Genomic DNA, 15,316 nt, shown 5'->3' with positions numbered 1-15,316 from the left:
GGGCCTTGACCCCGAATCCTGAACACGGGTTATGCGACTCGTGCCAGCGTAGTTGGTGTGCGGTAGAAGGCGTTCTCGAAGGCGATCGGTGATCGTTGCCCGAGGCGGGAGTGTCGGCGTCGGGTGTTGTAGCGGTTGAGCCATCGGAACGCGTCGAGGCGGGCCTCACGCTCGCCTGGCCAGCTCTTTCGTCCTTGCAGGGTCTCGCGTTTGAAGGTCGCGTTGAAGGACTCGGCGAGTGCGTTGTCCGCGCTGGATCCGACCGCGCTCATGCTCCTCCGCACCCCTGCTGACCTGCAGGCTTCGGCGAAGGCCCTGCTCGTGTACTGAGCTCCGTGGTCGGTGTGCATGATCGATCCGGCCAGGCTGCCTCGGGTGCGGACCGCTGCGGCCAGGGCGTCGGTCACAAGGTCGGTTCGCATGTGGTCGGCGATCGCCCAGCCGGCGAGACGGCGGGAGGCGAGGTCGATGACGGTCGCCAGGTAGCAGAACTTCCCGCCCTCGATGGGCAGGTAGGTGATGTCGCCGACGTACTTCGTGTTCGGAGCCGTGGCGGTGAAGTCGCGGCCGATCAGGTCCGGCGCCTTGGCCGCCACTGGGTCTGCGACGGTGGTGCGGTGCCGGCGGCGCAACCGGACCCCTTCGATGCCGAACGCCCGCATGATCCTGGCGACGCGCTTGTGGTTGAGTGCCTCTCCGCTCGTCTCGCGGAGTTCGGCGGTGATTCTCGGGGCTCCGTACGTGCCGTCCGAGTCCTGGTGCACGGCCCGTATCCGGGCGGCCAGCCTTGCGTCGGCCGCCTGCCGGGCGGCCCGGTCCGCAGCTGTCCGGCGCCAGTAGTAGAAGCTCGAGCGGCTGATGCCGAGGATGCCGCACAGCCGCTTCACGCCGTAGCGGCGGTGGAGATCGGCGACACACTGGAAGCGGTTCACCAGCGCGTCTCCCCGGCGAAATACTTTGCCGCTTTGCGGAGGATCTCGCGTTCCTCCTCCAGCTCACGGACCTTCTTCCGCAAGGCCGCGTTCTCAGCCTCCAGCGGGGTCGGCGGCTGGACCGGTTCCTGCGTCCGGCGTCCCCGCGGACGGCTTACTCCTGCGGCCCTCACCCAGTTCCGCAGCGTCTCCGGATTGATCCCCAGATCAGCGGCGACCGACCTGATCGTCGCTTCGGGCCGCGACTCGTACAGCGCGACCGCGTCCGCCTTGAACTCCGGCGGGTAGTTCTTCATGACCACGAGATGTCCGTTCTCAGATCCTCAGGATCCAGTGTCTCGTGTGTCCAACATCAGGGGTCAAGGCCCTGAAAACGTTGCGTGATGAATCTGTGACCGAAGGGGAGGCGGTGCACTGCGGTTGTACTTGGGCGGTGCTTCCACGAAAGCTACTCCCGCTCCCTGCAAAGGGTGAGCAGGCTGTTGATCTGTAACTCCTCGCGCCAGGCCCGGCCGGGCAGGCGCCCGGCCGGCCGACGGCAATGAAGACGTGATCGCCGGACAAAGGGAGAAGCCCCGGCAGCCGGCAGAAGCCGCGCGGCGGAGTTCGGTGCGCGACTCGCCTCAAGGGGTGAGCCCCTTGAGGACGGCGGCGCTGATCACGGCCGGAGGGACAACCGAGGGGCGAGCAGTTCCAGCACTTCCTCCCAGCGGTAACGGTCGGCTCCGCCGCCGGTCTTCGGCCGGTGCGGCTCGTATGAGCCGATCAGGACGCCCATCTCGCGCAGCCGGTCCAGACTCTGCCGGTATGCGGGGTGGGCGGCCTGGGCCGAGTTCAGGTACGGCAGCACAGCGACCGGGATGTCCATGGCGGGCGCTTCGCACAGGACGCCCAGCGCGAGATTGTCGGAGATCCCTGCCGCCCACTTGTTGACCGTGTTGAAGGTGGCCGGGGCGACCGCGACCGCGTCCGCGGGCCGAGCCGGGCGCGGCTCCCCCGGTGACCGCCAGGCCGAGCGGATGGGGCGGCCGGTCTGGGCCTCGACCGCCTCCGCATCGAGGAAGCCGAGTCCCTGCGGGGTGGCGGTGACGCCGACGTCCCAGTGCCGCCCCTGTGCTGCGGTGATCACCGGCCGACGTCGGCGGCGACCCCGGCCGCGCAGACGACGATCTGGAGGAGCGGCTTGTCGTGCTGATCACTCACGCGGGCACTCCCAGTTGGCGGCTGAAGTGGTGTGGTTCCGGCAGCGCACGGCGACGGCCGCGGGCTGCCAGGCGGCGCCCGCTCACGTGGCCGCTCTACGGCAGTCTGGGTTCTCCGAGGACCCACCGCCGTCCTAGGTGTTCTGTCCACGGAGGTTGGTGACGGACGCCACGGTTGAGTGATCTTGAAATGGGTGAGGGCCTTCTGGCCTGGTGTGGATTGCGACATCTGCACCGGCGACCAGAAGGACCCTCGTGCCCCACCGTAATGCACCCGTGACGGAGACCGGCCGCCTGCGGCTGGCCCGCTGCATCGTGGACGACAACTGGCCTTTGCGGCGGGCCGCGGAACGCTTCCAGGTCTCCGCGAGCACGGCCAAGCGATGGGCCGACCGCTACCGGCAGCACGGCGAGGCGGGCATGGCCGACCGCTCCAGCCGCCCGCATGCCAGCCCATGACGGACCCCGACGCGTACCGAGCGGCGGATCATCAAGGTGCGCGTGCTGCGCCGCTGGGGACCGGCACGGATCGCGGTCCTGCTCCGTCTGGTGCCCTCCACCGTGCACCGGGTGCTGACCCGCTATGGCCTGGCCCGCCTCTCGCACCTGGACCGGGCCACCGGCCGTGTCATACGCCGCTACGAACGCGATCGTCCCGGCGAGCTGGTGCACGTGGACATCAAGAAGCTCGGCAACATCCCCGACGGCGGCGGCCACAAGGTCCTTGGACGCCAGAAGGGCCGCAAGAAGCGGTCCGGCGCCGGCTACAGCTATGTGCACACCGCCGTCGATGACCACTCCCGCCTCACCTACAGCGAGATCCTCACCGACGAGAAACAGGAGACCGCCGTCGCCTTCTGGGGACGGGCGCAGGCGTTCTTCGCCTCCTGCGGGATCAGCGTCGAGCGCGTGCTGACCGACAACGGCTCCTGCTACAAGTCCCGTCTGTGGCGCGATGCCCTGGCCGCGGCCGGGATCACGCACAAGCGCACCCGGCCCTACCGGCCGCAGACCAACGGCAAGGTCGAGCGGTTCAACCGCACCCTGCTCGACGAGTGGGCCTACACCCGCCCCTATCGGTCGGAACAGCAACGACGCGATGCCTTCCCCCAGTGGCTGCACACCTACAATCACCACCGCGGACACACCGCGCTGAAGGGCCAGCCACCCGCCAGCCGCGTTCCGAACCGCTCAGGGCAATACACCTAGGTCACGGCGAGGGCAACCGGTACGGGACAGCTGGGGGCATCGAGCCAGATGCGTTGCCCCTCGGCGGTGAAGGTCACGCCGAAGCGCTCCCGGTCCGGCTTGTCGTTCTCGACGTACAACTCGTGTGCCTCCTCTACCGCGTCCCACAGCAGGCGCGGCCCGGCCTGTCGTACCGCGCCGTCCTCGGCGCGCGCCCACGCGCCGTCAGCACTCCACAACTCCACCGCCGTCACCCGGCCGTCGCCATCGCGCTCGGAAGCGAAAGCCGTGTCCGGCGTGACCAGCGAGAGCACGAAGCGGAACGCATCGTCCCCGGCGACCACGGCCAGGTCCAGGCCAGTGAGTCGGCCGCTCGTCGCGCTCGGCCTACCTGGGTGTGCCGGAGCGCCGGTGGCACCGGCGTCGCGTACGGCCATGAAGCAAGAACCGCCGGGCAGAAAACGGCCCTCGGCGCGGCCATCGTCGGCGACGACCAGGCGCGCGGTCCCCCAGCCGACAGGGCACACAATGAGGCCGGCGGGCCGCACCTGCTCCAGCCAGGCCGTCGGGATCGTGGTGAAGCCACAGGTGGCGATCAGCCGGTCGTACGGGGCCTTGGCCGGGTAGCCGTCACGACCGTCCCCGGCCTGCACCAGCGGGGTATATCCGCAGCGCCGCAGCCGCGATCCCGCCAGCCGCGCCAGCACCGGGTCGACCTCAGCCGTAACCACCTGGTGGCTCCCAAGCCGTTCGGACAGGAGTGCCGCGTTGTAGCCGGTGCCGGTCGCGATCTCCAGCACGCGGTGACCATCGGCGACGTCGAGGGCCTGGAGCATGACGAGCATGAGGCCGGGTGCTGTTGATGAGGATGTGGCCACGCCGTCGGTGAGCTGCGTGGCCAGCGCGTCATCCGAGTACACCAAGTCCAGCCAGTCGGAATCGGCGGAGGTCACGTGCCGCTGCTCGCCGCCGACCAGGGTCCAGAACTCCGGCACGAACGGATGGCGGGGAACGGCCTCGAACACCTTCCGCCATGTCGGGTCGGACAGTTGCCCGTTGGCCTCCAGGACGTCGGCCAACGTCGTGCGCAACTGGGTGGCGCGTTCTTCGGTGTGTGTCGTCATGGTCGTCCCTCGGCGAGTAGATCAGCAATGTGCGTGGCGATGGGCAGGCCCGTCCTGTTCTGGATCCAGGACCACTCTCCGGACGGGTTGCACTCGAACATCACCCAGTCCCCGGCGGGGGGTGACGGCGAAGTCGAACGCCCCGAAGTTGAGACGGAAGTGCTCCAGCCAGCTCAGCACGCCCGCCCGGACGTCGTCCGGGACTTGGCACACGTCGTAAGTGAGTGCGTCGTAGTCGCTGCGCCAGTGCCGAGCAGTCCGGCCAGCGCCTGCTCCTTGGCCCACATGCGGTGGGGCTCCTCCATGCGCTCGGAGACGGCGGGAAGGCGGGGCTGCCTGTAGTAGACGGCCCTCACCTCCTCCAGCCGCACGGAGCGGTACTCGTCAGCCAAGACCCCCGTCCAGGGTGCTGCAGCGTGCTCGGCGGACAGGGACATGGACAGGGGAAGTCCCCCATGTCGAACCGCATCACCGGCACACGCCGGATCGTCAGTTCGTCGACGACCCGGCCCGCCGCGGGGTCCCGTTCCTTGGTGACGACCAGCACCGGGCCGCCGGACAGGTGCTGTTTCACCGCATCAGGTACGGGTCGGACGTGTCGTCGTTCTTGCTGTCCCAGTTGGTGTTCGTGCAGCTCCCGGCCAGCGAGGTGGAGCGGCTCCGCAGGGCTCCAGAGCCGTCGGTCAGGACGTTGGCCTGCCGGGCCGGGTCGTACACGAACGATCCCGCTTCCAGGGTCACGGTGTACGGGGCACGCTCGGCGCGGGCGCCGAACGGGACGAGCGTTGCCGTGGGCATGGATGCCTCCTTGTGGTTGCTGGTGCTCGGACTGTTCTCTGACTCACCCGTGCGCGAGGGCACGGCCGAGGGTCTCGCGGGGCCGCTCCGCTCCGGCCGGGAAGCCGGTCATGCAGACGCAGAGCGGGTTGTGCAGCGCCCGGCACTGGGCATCGGGCTCCGGCGCCGGGCGGCGGCTCATGCAACGCCACCGGCAAGGGACGGTGGGCATTCGGGCGCGCAGATCCAGAGCCGGAACAGCAGGCCCCGGTGGCGCACTTCGCCCCACACCTGGCCGGCCATCCCCAACCGGCGGGCGCAGTGCGCACAGTCCACGGCCATCTGCTGCCGCGGAGTGAGCCGTTCGACGCGCGGCAAGGTGGCCGTGGGAGGAGCGGTCACCACGTGCCGCCCGCGCGCAGCTCTGCCCAGACGCGTTTCCCGCCGTGCACCGGCTCGCTGCCCCAGTCGTGGGCCAGAGCTTCGACGAGGAGTAGTCCGCGGCCGTGCTCATCGTCCAGGGACGGCGCGCCAGGGGTGGGTCTGGTGCGGGACGTGTCGGTCACAACGATCCGCGCGGACTCCTTGCCTGTCCGTGTGATCGAGGCACCGACCGTGGCGGCGTCGGTGTGCTCCACCGCGTTGGCCACCAGCTCCGTGACGACCTGCTCCGCGACGTCCACTAGCTGAGGCAGGCCCCAGGTCTCCAGCACCAGCGCTATGTCCCGACGCGCCTGAGCAGCGGCTTCCAGCCTCGCCGCGTACCGCTCCTGGTAGCGCTGTGGTCCCACCGTTGCAGCCGTCATGGTCATCGTCGCGTCCCTCGGGGGTGCTCGCATTCCGTGTGTAGCCCAACCACCGACCGTCAGGGCTGTGTGCGAAGGACGCACGCCCGCCGTTGCTCGGTCCGGCCCCGTGGCCTGGGTGAGCAGCAACCCTTCGGCGTTGTCGCCTACGGAGGCTGACTCGGGAGCCTCGGTAACGAAGCCCACCGTGACAGCCGCCCTACTAGGCTCGTTCGGTGATGCATACGACGGTAGAGAACCGTGATCACTGCCTGAAGTGACCGCGAGTACAAGTGGTTTGCTGCGAATACCGGGGAAAGGGTCTGTTCATGCGGTCGAGTTCGCGACAAACCCTGACCGGCAGTCAGGGATTTTCCGGGCGCCCACGCGTGGGCGTCATCGCCGGCTACGTCTTCCGGCTCATCCGAGAGCAGCAGGGACGCACCCAGGAGGAAGCGGCTGAGCAGCTGCGGGTGTCCGCGGACACGATCGCGGGGTGGGAGTCCGGCCGCCGCCCCCTGACCGCCGTGCCGGTCGGGCAGATGCTCGTGCACCGTCACCGGCTGATGCAGATGGGCACTGCCCCCGCACTCCTGCAAGCCCTGGACCGCGCCCTGGAGGCGGACGTCCTCCTCGCCGAGGCTCTCGACAACGAGACCGACATCGAGGAAAGCCCGCTCGGGGCCTGGGTGATGCAGCGCGACCTCGTCGAGGTCCTCGCGTGGCCCCTCAACCACGTACCACCACAGCCCGTCCGCGACCTGCCCGATCCGCCCCGCAAGCGCCGAGGACCCGCGCCGACCGGGCCGGAGCTGTCGGCTGCCGACCGGGCACGGTTCTTCACGCAGATGCGGCGGACCGCGGAGCAGGCCCGGGGGGAGGACCAGTTCCTGCTCCGCCGCCAGGCCCTCTACCTCTCCGGGTACGACGACCAAGCCGACACGTCGGAGTGGCTCGCCCACCAGCAGGCCACCGAACGCCCCGGCGACTGGCTCACGCGTTGGCTCAACTCCAGGTCCGTTGCCGCCGTCTCGGCCCGGCAAGGAGACCGGGACCGGATGAGCCACTTCATCGACACCGCCCTCATCGACGACGATGCCGGCGAGGCCGCGAACCTGAACTACTGGGCGTACTGGATCGGCGAGACCGCGCATCTGGAGCTGAGTGACGACTTCATTGCCGCCCGCGCCCCGGGGCCGTGGCCGGGTGACAGACTCCTCGCCCACCTCGCTCACGGTCTCGCGCCGCATCACGGCTATGTCGACCTCAACATCCACTCGGTGTGGTCCCTGCTCCGGGTACGGCCCAACCTGCTGCGATCCGGCGCAGCGGACCGTGTCCTGCGCGACAGGCTGCCCGTGATGTTGGATAGCCGGGAGCTTTCGGCGCGCGGGCGCCGGGAACTGGAGAGCATCCGGTACGCGATCCGCCTCGCCGAGGCGTGAGAGGAGTCCGACGGTGGCTGAAGACCTGTCCGCGGTAGCGCGTTTTCTGTACGAGGCGGGGACGCTGAAGCAGACCAAGCGCACCGGCTGGTGGATGGCCGGCGTACGCGATCCGGAGTCAGTCGCGGAGCACTCCTGGCGCACCGCTCTCCTCGCGACGATCATCGCGAAGCTCGAAGGCGCCGACCCCGCGCGGGCCGCTTACCTGGCGGTGTGGCACGACTCGCAGGAGACCCGCACCGGGGACGTGAACCACCTGGGCAAGAAGTACGCGCCTCAGGCGGACCCGCGCGCGGTCACCGACGACCAGGTCGCGGGCATGCCCGAGGTCCTGGCCTCCGCCGTGCGCGAGCTCGTCGCCGAGTACGAGGCCAAGGAGTCCCAGGAGGCCATCTGCGCCCGGGACGCCGACAAGCTGGAGTGCATGATCCAGGGCATCGAGTACAAGGCCCAGGGCTACGAGCACGCCCAGCGTTGGATCGACAACAGCCGCGGCCGACTCACCACGAAATCGGCCAACGAACTCGCCGACGCGGTCCTGGCGACCGGTTCTCTGGACTGGCTGCGAGCAGCCCTCGGGGAGAAGCAACGCTGACCCCCGCCCGCTACCGGCGAGCCCCCTGCCTCACGAGACGCTGCCAGCCCGCACCGGGCTGGCGTCCCCTCCGCTGCGTGCAACGTTTCTACCAGCGGAGGGCTACGGCATGCCGCCGGACGCACGACACATCACTGCCCGCTCCGCCACCCCCGCGTCAGTACGCTGCCCGGCGGAACACCCCCGGCGGACGGGGAGAGCTGCGGCCCTGCTAACCGCCGGCAACCGTAGCGACTTCGTTCAGCTACTCCCTGTGCTCGACGCGATCCCACCGGTCCGCGGCCGGGTCGGACGGCCCACCGCAGACCGGACTCTCTCATCACCGATCGCGACTGCGACCCGCTGCAAGGACCGCAATGGAAGCATCTTTGGCGTTTGGTTCCACTGTCAGACCCATGATCTAGCGTGGTCCACCGGAGCCTCATGAGGAGGCAGACGCTTCAGTGGTTTCCGGAGGACCAATGGTCAAGAGGATCAGCGCGAGCTCCATGCGCCAGCAGCTCAGAAGCACCCAGCGCAAAGCAGAGCAGGACGCCAAGAGGGCCCAGCGCAAGTTCGAGAGTCAGGTCAAGAAGGCTGTGACGGACTACAACCGCACGGCTGAACGACACAACCGTCAGCAGCTCGCCAAGCTCAGGCAGAGCAGCGGCACGTCGGTCTCGTTCACGGTGGAAGAGCAGCACCTTGTCGACCGGGTGCAGAGCGCCGTCGCCGAGCAGGACGAGCGCGAGTACGACGTCTTCCTCAGTTACGCACGTTCCGACGGAGCCGATGTAGCCGAACAGCTGCGTAGCGAGCTTGAATCCCTCGGCATCACAGTCTGGTTCGACGAGGTGGCCATCCGCCCCGGGAAGAGTCTTTCCCGTCAGATGGATGACGGACTTACCCGAGCGCGAGCCGGTGTGGCGCTGCTTACCGAGGCGTACCTGGGGCGACGCTTCTGGACCGAGCGCGAGCTGGGCGCTCTGCTGCACAAGGACACGGTTATCCCCGTACTCCACGGCGTGAGCTTCGGGGATGTCGGGAAGTTCAGTAGCTTCCTCCGCGACCAGGCGGGCTTCAGCACCGAATACGACTCTGTGGAGGACATCGCGCAGAAGATCGCTGAGGCTGTACTGCTCGAGGAGGAGTAGGTGAGGCGACCCTGCGTTGGCTGCTCGACCGCGCAACCAGCCTGCTCGCGCTTCACCTGCACGCCTGAGAGCGCGACCGCCTGTCTCACGAAGCGGCCTGGCTGACTCGCCCGGGTCACACGCCATCCCGCCGAGACGGGCCACCGCATACACAAACGCGCCCCCAGGGACACCCTGCAGATCGATCGGTACCCCCGGCGCTTCTGGGAGCCATCTGGGAGCCGACCCACTCCCGAAACCCCCTCCACACCACCCGAGACCAACCGGGACCACCCACCTGACCTGCGCAAACACAATCCGGGCAGGAAAGATCATTAACCGATCCTCATTCGGGACGAAGAGGTCGTGGGTTCAAATCCCGCCACCCCGACACAGGTCAGAGGGCATCTACTACTTGAGTAGGTGCCCTCTTCCGTGCCCGGAGGGCCAAACAGGGGGCCAACCGAATTCCGTCAGGCCACCGCGTCGCCCTCCTCCTGGTCTTCCGTGTCCCCCTCTTCCTGATCTTCGGCATCCCGCACGTCGCGGTGTGGTGCTCCCGCCGCGCTTCGTGGGGCGCGCCGTCGCCCTCGCGACGTGGCGCAGTTCAACGGCTGGTCCCTCTACGGCTTCACGGACCTCGACGGCAGCCGCCCCGACTCCTTGCGCTACCTCGTCGAGGTGCAGGACGCGGGCAAACCGGCGGGCACGACCGGATATCGGTGACCCGCATGCCGCCGGTGCGTGCTTGGTCGGGGACTTACTCGTGTGGCCCGGAGAAGCGGTCGAGCAGTGCGTCCAATCCGGCTGCCAGACCTTCCGGGCCGCCGCGTTCGGCGAGGGCGGGGGTGCTCTCGCGCAGCCTGGGCAGGTCCTTGGCGGGAAGGCGATGCAGGCCGAACCGGAACGCAGGGTCCGGTTCCTCTGGATTGTCCACCATGGCGCGCAGGTCCACCGACGTATACCCGAGCACCCAGGCGGTGAAGGCGCGGAGGACTGTGGCGCTTTGGGCCTCGTCCAGTCCGGCGTCGCGGAGCAGGGTGAGCACCCGTTCGTGATCCCTGAGGACGGGCAGCGGCCTGCGGGCCAGCGGGACCGCCATCATGCGGGTGGACAGCAGCGGCACCACCTGGGGGTGGTCGATGCAGACCTGGTACATGGTCAGAGCGATGCGTTGCAGGTCGGCTCGCTGCTCGAAGTCACCGGCGGTCGGTGCCGCGGCCGAGACGGGCGCCTGGTCGAGGCGGTCCTCCAATTCCAGGTAGAGGGCCTCGACCAGCCCGTCCACCAGGGCTTCCTTGCCGGGCACGTAGCGGTACAGGCTCATGGCCTCCACCCCGAGATCGGCTCCCAGGAGACGCATGCTCAGTGCGGAGAGGCCTTCGCGATCAACCAGTTCCAAAGCGCTGGCCAGGACACGCTCACGGCTGAGCCTCGCAGGACGCCCGCGGTCGCCGGATCGATCCGCGCCGGCGGCTGATTCGTTCGCCATTCGCCTGCCTCCTCAAGGCTCGACGCGGCGCCGGGGTCGATGCCACCTAGTGATCATTTCTCCAGCTCGCCCCATACGACGAGCCGGTGGATATATGTTCCGTTCCAACCGCGGTCCGTACAGGTGGTGAGCGTGATCCGAGCCTTGTCCGGCCTGGCACCCGGCCTGTTGGGAACGGGAAGCACGACGCCGACGTCGGAGGGCTTGACGACCTCGGTCCGGGTGACCCGGTAGGTGTATGCCTTACGGTGCCAATAGACCTTGATTTCGTCGCCCTTTGTCAGGTCCGGCAGCCGATGAAACGGCTGCCCCCACCCCGTGCGGTGACCGGCAATCGCAAAGTTGCCGATTTCGCCCGGCATGGCCGTCCCCGGAAAGTGCCCGGGGCCCTTCGCAAGAGCACTCTGAGACACGCCCTCAACGATCACGGGGTCATAGCCCGAGCCGAATCGAGGAATCCTCAGCGTCGCGAGCGCGCCGCCTTCGTGAGGGGCCTCGGCCGACGTCTTGATCTCTTTGTGCAGTGTCTGCTGGATGGCTCTGTACTGATTGTCCGAGTGCCAGGTCTTGAGAAGCGTGAAGCCTCCCAGGAGCAAACCGACGAGTATCAGGCCGATACCCAGAAGTTGACTTGCCTTTTTCATGTGCGACCCCGGTCAGGAGTCGTCCTTGACCTTTCGGGGAAACAGCCGCAGCACAGCGAATCCCGACGAGATCAGAACGAACACGACGATCCAGAACCAGATGCTTCCCGGGCCGCCCGTGAGGGGCAGAACCCCTGCCCCGCTGGTTCCGCCCATTGTGGCCCCTGCGCCTGCATAGTTTGCCATGATCGTCTCCTCTGTCTGTTCGGTCCCTTTCCGGGGACTGCTTGGAACTACCAGTTTCGGTCTCGTTGAAGAGCTGTATCGACGAGCGCACGGAGGTGCACTCCCTGCAGAAACAGGTCGTAGAACCATTCCGGTATGACCAGCATCGAGGCAATCGACACACGCCAACCCCTGGATTTTGCGGTGATCGCCCGCTCAATCGAGTAGAAGGCGGTGAAGGCAATCCAGAACGGAGCAATTCTCAGGCCCGATCCAGTAGCGAGAAACCACAGGACCGAACCTACATATACGGTCGACACGGATACCCCGAGGAACGCCACGACCTGCCTGCCCCAACCTTCTGCGGTGTAACGAGTCACGCCGTAGCCGATCAGATTCTCGAGCGCTCCGCGCTTCCAGCGAAGCCGCTGCTTCGCAAGGGCTCGCCATGTTTCCATGACTTCAGTACTCATGGTCGCGCGGGCCGGAGCGACGATGCGGAATCCGAGATGCTTCAGAGCGAGCGTGAGCTCGTTGTCCTCGGTCAGTGCCTTCGTGTCGTACACTCCGTCGGCCGGTGGCAGAAGACCAGATTCTCGGGCGGCGAGCACACCTTTCAGAGCGGCGGCCTTGAATAGGCAGGCGGTGCCTGTCAGGCAAAGTACCTTGCCGTTCTTTCGAGCCGTGTCCCGGGCATACCGGGCGAACTCATTGCGTTGGAAGACGCCACAGAGCCTGCCGCCCGCACGACCCCGGAAGTTCCCGCCCACGGCGCCGTAGCCCTGCCCCAACTTCCGGGTGGTCACCTCGATGAAGTGAGGATCCAGATAGGTGTCGGCGTCCTGGATGAGGATTGCGTCGCCGTCTGCCATGTTCGGCAGCAATCTGTCCAGCGCTCCGTTGAGATTGCCGGCCTTCTTATGCCTGTTGCCGACCGAATGCCAGACTTCGGCGCCCGCCTCTCGGGCAATTCGCTCCAGTTCTTCGGTTCGACCGCTGTCCTGGTGCGGATCCAGAGTCACGATGATGCGGTCCGCGGGACGTGTCTGCGTCTGCAGCGCATCGAGGACTTGGGGGAGCGAGTCCGTCTCCCTGTAGGCGGGTACGAGCGCCGTCACCCTCGGGGCTCCCGGCTCGGGTTGCCGGCGAAGGGGGCTCGGGAAGGGCCGGTCGCAACTCGTCGTCATGTCGATCACCACGCACTCCGTGCGGCTGGAGGGCTGCCTTCTCACCGTCCCATCCGCACTGCGCTCGTAAGTTTACGATGTATCCATACATACGACACTTAGTACGTAATGTCAAGGTTCGACTGCATCGCCGCTCGGGCCGCCCATGCCTGCCGGGGTGTCGGCCCGGCTGATCGTTCCGGCAGCCGGTTCGGCTCATGAGCGATACGAAGCGCTTCGAGAAATACGGAGTTCACCGACGCGACGGGCGCCCGGGTCCTGGTGACCGACGCCGACGCGGCCGTGGCCGAACGGACGGCGGCGGCGGCGGCCCTGAGGGAACAGGGGCTCTCGGCTTGGTCGGACTCCGTCAGGTCGGGGGGATCTCGCTGATTGGTGTGTGGTCCAGGGTCGGGCCAAAGGCTGGTGGCACATGGTGCACAGGCCGGTCCAGCAGTTCAGCAGGTCAGCAGGTCAGCAGGTCTTGGAGGCCATCGAGGATCGCAACGATCGACGTCCGGGCGACACAAAGACTGAACAACGCCGCCCCCTCGGGTCGGCCACGCCCTGCGCGGCGAGGCCCAGCCAGTCCGGACGCCTGAGCCATCTGGGAACCAACCCGCTCCCCGCGCCCCTTCGAAACCCGCGCTGTTCGGGGGGCCTATCCGCCTGGTGGATCGGATCCCTGAGTGGTTTTCGGTCAGGCAGGGTCAGCCGCACAGGGTTGCCACCACCAGACTGTCGAAGGCAAGGCGGTTCGACTGCCAGGCCGTGCCTCGGGTTCGGCCTATGGCACGCAAAAGACTGACCAGGACGAAATGCTGCTCCGCAGCTGGCGACGGACCGGGCCCGACACCTTCACGGTGACGGCCGCCGGGCCGCCGCGCACCGGTTCTTCGTCAGCCGCCTGGGCCTGTACGAGCCGCTCCTGCTCAGTGAGACCGTGCGCGAGACGCTGCCCCTGCTGTCCCACGGCGCCTACCACGTGCTGTTCGGACATCAGCCGCTGTGGAAGGACTTCAGCTGGACGCTCGACCTCGCGGCCGCGCAGGCCGACGGCGACCGGGCCGAGCTGGAGCCGCACATCAGCTGCCACGACGTGACGTACCGGCGCGACCGCGCCTCCGCCGTCGAGGTCGAGCGGGACGGACGGCACCTGGCCACCGCCCACTCGCGCTTCACCATCCAGGACCGCACGGTCTACAACCGGCTGCGCGGAGCGCGCGCCGTACCGCTGCCGCCGTCGGCAGGTCTGTCGCCCTTCGGCCGTGACCGCTTCGAGGACGTGGTGCTCGCCGCGACCGACCGGCCCGCCCACTGGCAGCTGAGAGTCGACACCACCCACCCGGTGCTCTTCGACCCCCTCGTGGACCACGACCCCGGTTTGCTGCCCCCGTAGGCCGCCCGCCAGGCCGCCGCGCTGGCCACCGTGCATCCACACCCGATGGCCGTCACGGGGCATGGACTCGGACGTCGTCCCGTACGCCGAGAGGGACGCCTCCTGCCTTCTGCCTTCTGCCTTCTGCCTTCTGCCTTCTGCCTTCTGCCTTCTGCCTTCTGGTGACCGAACGCCTCACGGACCCCGGCCGCGTGCGGGGCAGCGCCCGCCGGCAGGATCGCGAGACCTTCACCAGCCTCGTAACCCTGGCCGGCGCTCCCACCACCACGACCACCCCCCGCGACCTCGCGCCTGACCCACGCGGCTCCACGGAGCCGGGCCGGGTGCGGATGGGCACCCGGCCGGGGTCAGTGCGCCGCAGGACCTGTGGGTGGGTCGGTGGCTGCCGCGTCCCGGAGTGCTGACAGGAGGTCGCGGAGGGCGGGCTGGTCGAGGGCGGTTTCGCGGGCCACCGCCGAGATCACGCGGACCGGTTCGGGGTTGCGGACCGGACGTACGACAACGCCGGGGTGGCGGCCGCGCAGCCCCAGCCTCGGCATCAGACCGACGCCGAGGCCGGCCGCGACGAAGCCCTGCGCAGTGGCGTAGTCCTCGCTGCGGATGACGAAGTCGGGGCTGAACCCGGCCGCCGCGCAGGAGTCGATCACCGGTTCCAGGCAGGGGCCGGGTGGCTCGCTGCCGACCCACTGCTCCCCGGCCAGCTCGTGCAGGTCGATGACCTCCCGGCCCGCGAGCGAATGCCCCAGGGGCAGGACGGCCGCGTACGGGTCGTCCAGGAGGTGGACGAGACGGAACCCGTCGCCCACCCGGCCCCGCGGCCGGACCACCACGGCCAGGTCGGCCCGGCCGCCGGCCACCTCCTGGAACGGGTCCTCCGGGTCGGCGAGTTCGAGGTCGACCCGGACCCCGGGGTGTTCCGCGCGGAGCCGGGCCAGGGCCGGGGCCATCAGCGTGGAACCCGCCGTGGCGAAGTACCGGACGGACAGGGTGCCGATACGCCCGGCGCGGAGGTCGGCGAGGGCGCTCTCCGCCTGGGCGACCGCCGCGCTGATCAGGGCCGCGTGCTCGGTGAGCAGCAGACCGGCGGGGGTGGGCCGCACCCCGCGCCCGACCCGTTCGAGCAGTTCGGTGCCGGCCTGCTTCTCCAGCGCCGCCACCTGCTGGCTCACGGCGGACGGTGTGTAGCCGAGGTGGGCCGCGGCCGCAGTGACCGTCCCGCTGGTGACCACCGCACGCAGAACCTGGAGGCGCCTCACATCAAGCATGTAGCACAGCTTAACAGACTAGGTA

Annotated in this window: 15 protein-coding genes and 4 pseudogenes; 7 read left to right on the top strand and 12 right to left on the bottom strand. The window is 68.4% G+C overall.

Annotated elements, in window-relative coordinates:
* Positions 1–29: 29 nt before the first annotated feature.
* Positions 30–1,234 (bottom strand): IS3 family transposase gene (locus H293_RS0143585; RefSeq protein WP_106968526.1). Its coding sequence is split into 2 segments (ribosomal slippage): positions 30–943 and positions 943–1,234, totalling 1,206 coding nucleotides; the frame shifts between segments, so codons are not numbered across the junction.
* 356 nt (positions 1,235–1,590) lie between these two features.
* Positions 1,591–2,135, bottom strand: a pseudogene (locus tag H293_RS53320) (flavoprotein).
* 254 nt (positions 2,136–2,389) lie between these two features.
* Between H293_RS53320 and H293_RS53315 the strand changes: the two are divergent.
* Positions 2,390–3,343 (top strand): annotated as a pseudogene (locus H293_RS53315) (IS481 family transposase).
* Here H293_RS53315 and H293_RS0143565 read toward each other — a convergent pair.
* The 5 genes from H293_RS0143565 to H293_RS51455 all read right to left on the bottom strand — a co-directional run bounded on the left by H293_RS0143565 (position 3,340) and on the right by H293_RS51455 (position 6,035).
* The gene (locus H293_RS0143565; RefSeq protein ID WP_020124065.1) at positions 3,340–4,446 is read right to left on the bottom strand and encodes a methyltransferase domain-containing protein; all 1,107 of its coding nucleotides are present in this window, start codon (positions 4,444–4,446) and stop codon (positions 3,340–3,342) included. The pseudogene H293_RS53315 and the gene H293_RS0143565 sit on opposite strands and share 4 nt — an antisense overlap.
* A gap of 173 nt (positions 4,447–4,619) precedes the next feature.
* Entirely contained in the window at positions 4,620–4,838 is a 219-nt protein-coding gene (locus H293_RS59520; RefSeq protein WP_199790268.1) for a hypothetical protein, read from the bottom strand.
* 178 nt (positions 4,839–5,016) lie between these two features.
* Positions 5,017–5,244 carry a putative ATP-grasp-modified RiPP gene (gene tgmA, locus H293_RS0143555; RefSeq protein ID WP_020124063.1) on the bottom strand — a complete coding sequence of 76 codons (228 nt, stop codon included), beginning with the start codon at positions 5,242–5,244 and terminating at the stop codon, positions 5,017–5,019.
* Positions 5,245–5,287: 43 nt separating this feature from the next.
* Positions 5,288–5,425 carry a hypothetical protein gene (locus H293_RS58770; RefSeq protein ID WP_158694537.1) on the bottom strand — a complete coding sequence of 46 codons (138 nt, stop codon included), beginning with the start codon at positions 5,423–5,425 and terminating at the stop codon, positions 5,288–5,290.
* 196 nt (positions 5,426–5,621) lie between these two features.
* Positions 5,622–6,035 (bottom strand): ATP-binding protein, encoded by a 414-nt coding sequence (locus H293_RS51455; protein WP_259294678.1) that lies wholly within the window; start codon positions 6,033–6,035, stop codon positions 5,622–5,624.
* Between the two features lie 302 nt (positions 6,036–6,337).
* Between H293_RS51455 and H293_RS0143545 the strand changes: the two genes are divergently transcribed.
* From H293_RS0143545 to H293_RS59515, 5 genes and pseudogenes are all read left to right on the top strand, one after another.
* Positions 6,338–7,453, top strand: a complete 1,116-nt coding sequence (locus H293_RS0143545) for a helix-turn-helix domain-containing protein (protein ID WP_028808726.1) — start codon at positions 6,338–6,340, stop codon at positions 7,451–7,453.
* A gap of 13 nt (positions 7,454–7,466) precedes the next feature.
* On the top strand, positions 7,467–8,048 hold the full coding sequence (locus tag H293_RS0143540) for an HD domain-containing protein (RefSeq protein ID WP_020124060.1): 582 nt from the start codon (positions 7,467–7,469) through the stop codon (positions 8,046–8,048).
* A gap of 202 nt (positions 8,049–8,250) precedes the next feature.
* Positions 8,251–8,346, top strand: a pseudogene (locus tag H293_RS56120) (IS5/IS1182 family transposase); the annotation flags it as partial.
* Positions 8,347–8,536: 190 nt separating this feature from the next.
* The gene (locus H293_RS0143535; protein ID WP_158694536.1) at positions 8,537–9,181 is read left to right on the top strand and encodes a toll/interleukin-1 receptor domain-containing protein; all 645 of its coding nucleotides are present in this window, start codon (positions 8,537–8,539) and stop codon (positions 9,179–9,181) included.
* A gap of 541 nt (positions 9,182–9,722) precedes the next feature.
* Positions 9,723–9,886 (top strand): annotated as a pseudogene (locus H293_RS59515) (short-chain dehydrogenase); the annotation flags it as partial.
* A 34-nt stretch (positions 9,887–9,920) separates the two neighbouring features.
* On the opposite strand, the gene H293_RS0143525 reads toward H293_RS59515, so the two are convergent.
* From H293_RS0143525 to H293_RS0143510, 4 genes are read right to left on the bottom strand one after another with little or no spacing between them, the layout of a single operon-like run.
* Positions 9,921–10,652 carry a TetR/AcrR family transcriptional regulator gene (locus H293_RS0143525; protein ID WP_028808725.1) on the bottom strand — a complete coding sequence of 244 codons (732 nt, stop codon included), beginning with the start codon at positions 10,650–10,652 and terminating at the stop codon, positions 9,921–9,923.
* A 53-nt stretch (positions 10,653–10,705) separates the two neighbouring features.
* Entirely contained in the window at positions 10,706–11,296 is a 591-nt protein-coding gene (locus H293_RS0143520; protein WP_020124056.1) for a class E sortase, read from the bottom strand.
* A 12-nt stretch (positions 11,297–11,308) separates the two neighbouring features.
* Positions 11,309–11,482, bottom strand: a complete 174-nt coding sequence (locus H293_RS58765; protein WP_158694535.1) for a hypothetical protein — start codon at positions 11,480–11,482, stop codon at positions 11,309–11,311.
* 47 nt (positions 11,483–11,529) lie between these two features.
* Positions 11,530–12,579 carry a glycosyltransferase family 2 protein gene (locus H293_RS0143510; protein WP_033416455.1) on the bottom strand — a complete coding sequence of 350 codons (1,050 nt, stop codon included), beginning with the start codon at positions 12,577–12,579 and terminating at the stop codon, positions 11,530–11,532.
* 880 nt (positions 12,580–13,459) lie between these two features.
* Between H293_RS0143510 and H293_RS53310 the strand changes: the two genes are divergently transcribed.
* Complete coding sequence (locus tag H293_RS53310; RefSeq protein WP_106968573.1) at positions 13,460–14,026, top strand: AfsA-related hotdog domain-containing protein; 567 nt, start codon at positions 13,460–13,462, stop codon at positions 14,024–14,026.
* 347 nt (positions 14,027–14,373) lie between these two features.
* Here the strand turns inward: H293_RS53310 and H293_RS0143500 are convergent, their stop codons facing one another.
* The gene (locus tag H293_RS0143500; RefSeq protein WP_028808723.1) at positions 14,374–15,291 is read right to left on the bottom strand and encodes a LysR family transcriptional regulator; all 918 of its coding nucleotides are present in this window, start codon (positions 15,289–15,291) and stop codon (positions 14,374–14,376) included.
* Positions 15,292–15,316: the final 25 nt, after the last annotated feature.

The sequence above is a fragment of the Streptomyces canus 299MFChir4.1 genome, from assembly GCF_000383615.1.
GTDB lineage: Bacteria > Actinomycetota > Actinomycetes > Streptomycetales > Streptomycetaceae > Streptomyces > Streptomyces canus_C.
Note: the sequence above shows the minus strand (reverse complement) of the source record. Positions and strands in the feature narration are given on the sequence as shown.

What these genes read in the sequence shown, in the direction of transcription:
- H293_RS0143565 (WP_020124065.1), bottom strand. Translation starts at nt 4,446, where the DNA reads ATGACGACACACACCGAAGAACGCGCCACCCAGTTGCGCACGACGTTG.
- tgmA (WP_020124063.1), bottom strand. Translation starts at nt 5,244, where the DNA reads ATGCCCACGGCAACGCTCGTCCCGTTCGGCGCCCGCGCCGAGCGTGCC.
- H293_RS58770 (WP_158694537.1), bottom strand. Translation starts at nt 5,425, where the DNA reads ATGAGCCGCCGCCCGGCGCCGGAGCCCGATGCCCAGTGCCGGGCGCTG.
- H293_RS51455 (WP_259294678.1), bottom strand. Translation starts at nt 6,035, where the DNA reads ATGACCATGACGGCTGCAACGGTGGGACCACAGCGCTACCAGGAGCGG.
- H293_RS0143545 (WP_028808726.1), top strand. Translation starts at nt 6,338, where the DNA reads ATGCGGTCGAGTTCGCGACAAACCCTGACCGGCAGTCAGGGATTTTCC.
- H293_RS0143535 (WP_158694536.1), top strand. Translation starts at nt 8,537, where the DNA reads ATGCGCCAGCAGCTCAGAAGCACCCAGCGCAAAGCAGAGCAGGACGCC.
- H293_RS0143525 (WP_028808725.1), bottom strand. Translation starts at nt 10,652, where the DNA reads ATGGCGAACGAATCAGCCGCCGGCGCGGATCGATCCGGCGACCGCGGG.
- H293_RS0143520 (WP_020124056.1), bottom strand. Translation starts at nt 11,296, where the DNA reads ATGAAAAAGGCAAGTCAACTTCTGGGTATCGGCCTGATACTCGTCGGT.
- H293_RS58765 (WP_158694535.1), bottom strand. Translation starts at nt 11,482, where the DNA reads ATGGCAAACTATGCAGGCGCAGGGGCCACAATGGGCGGAACCAGCGGG.
- H293_RS0143500 (WP_028808723.1), bottom strand. Translation starts at nt 15,291, where the DNA reads ATGCTTGATGTGAGGCGCCTCCAGGTTCTGCGTGCGGTGGTCACCAGC.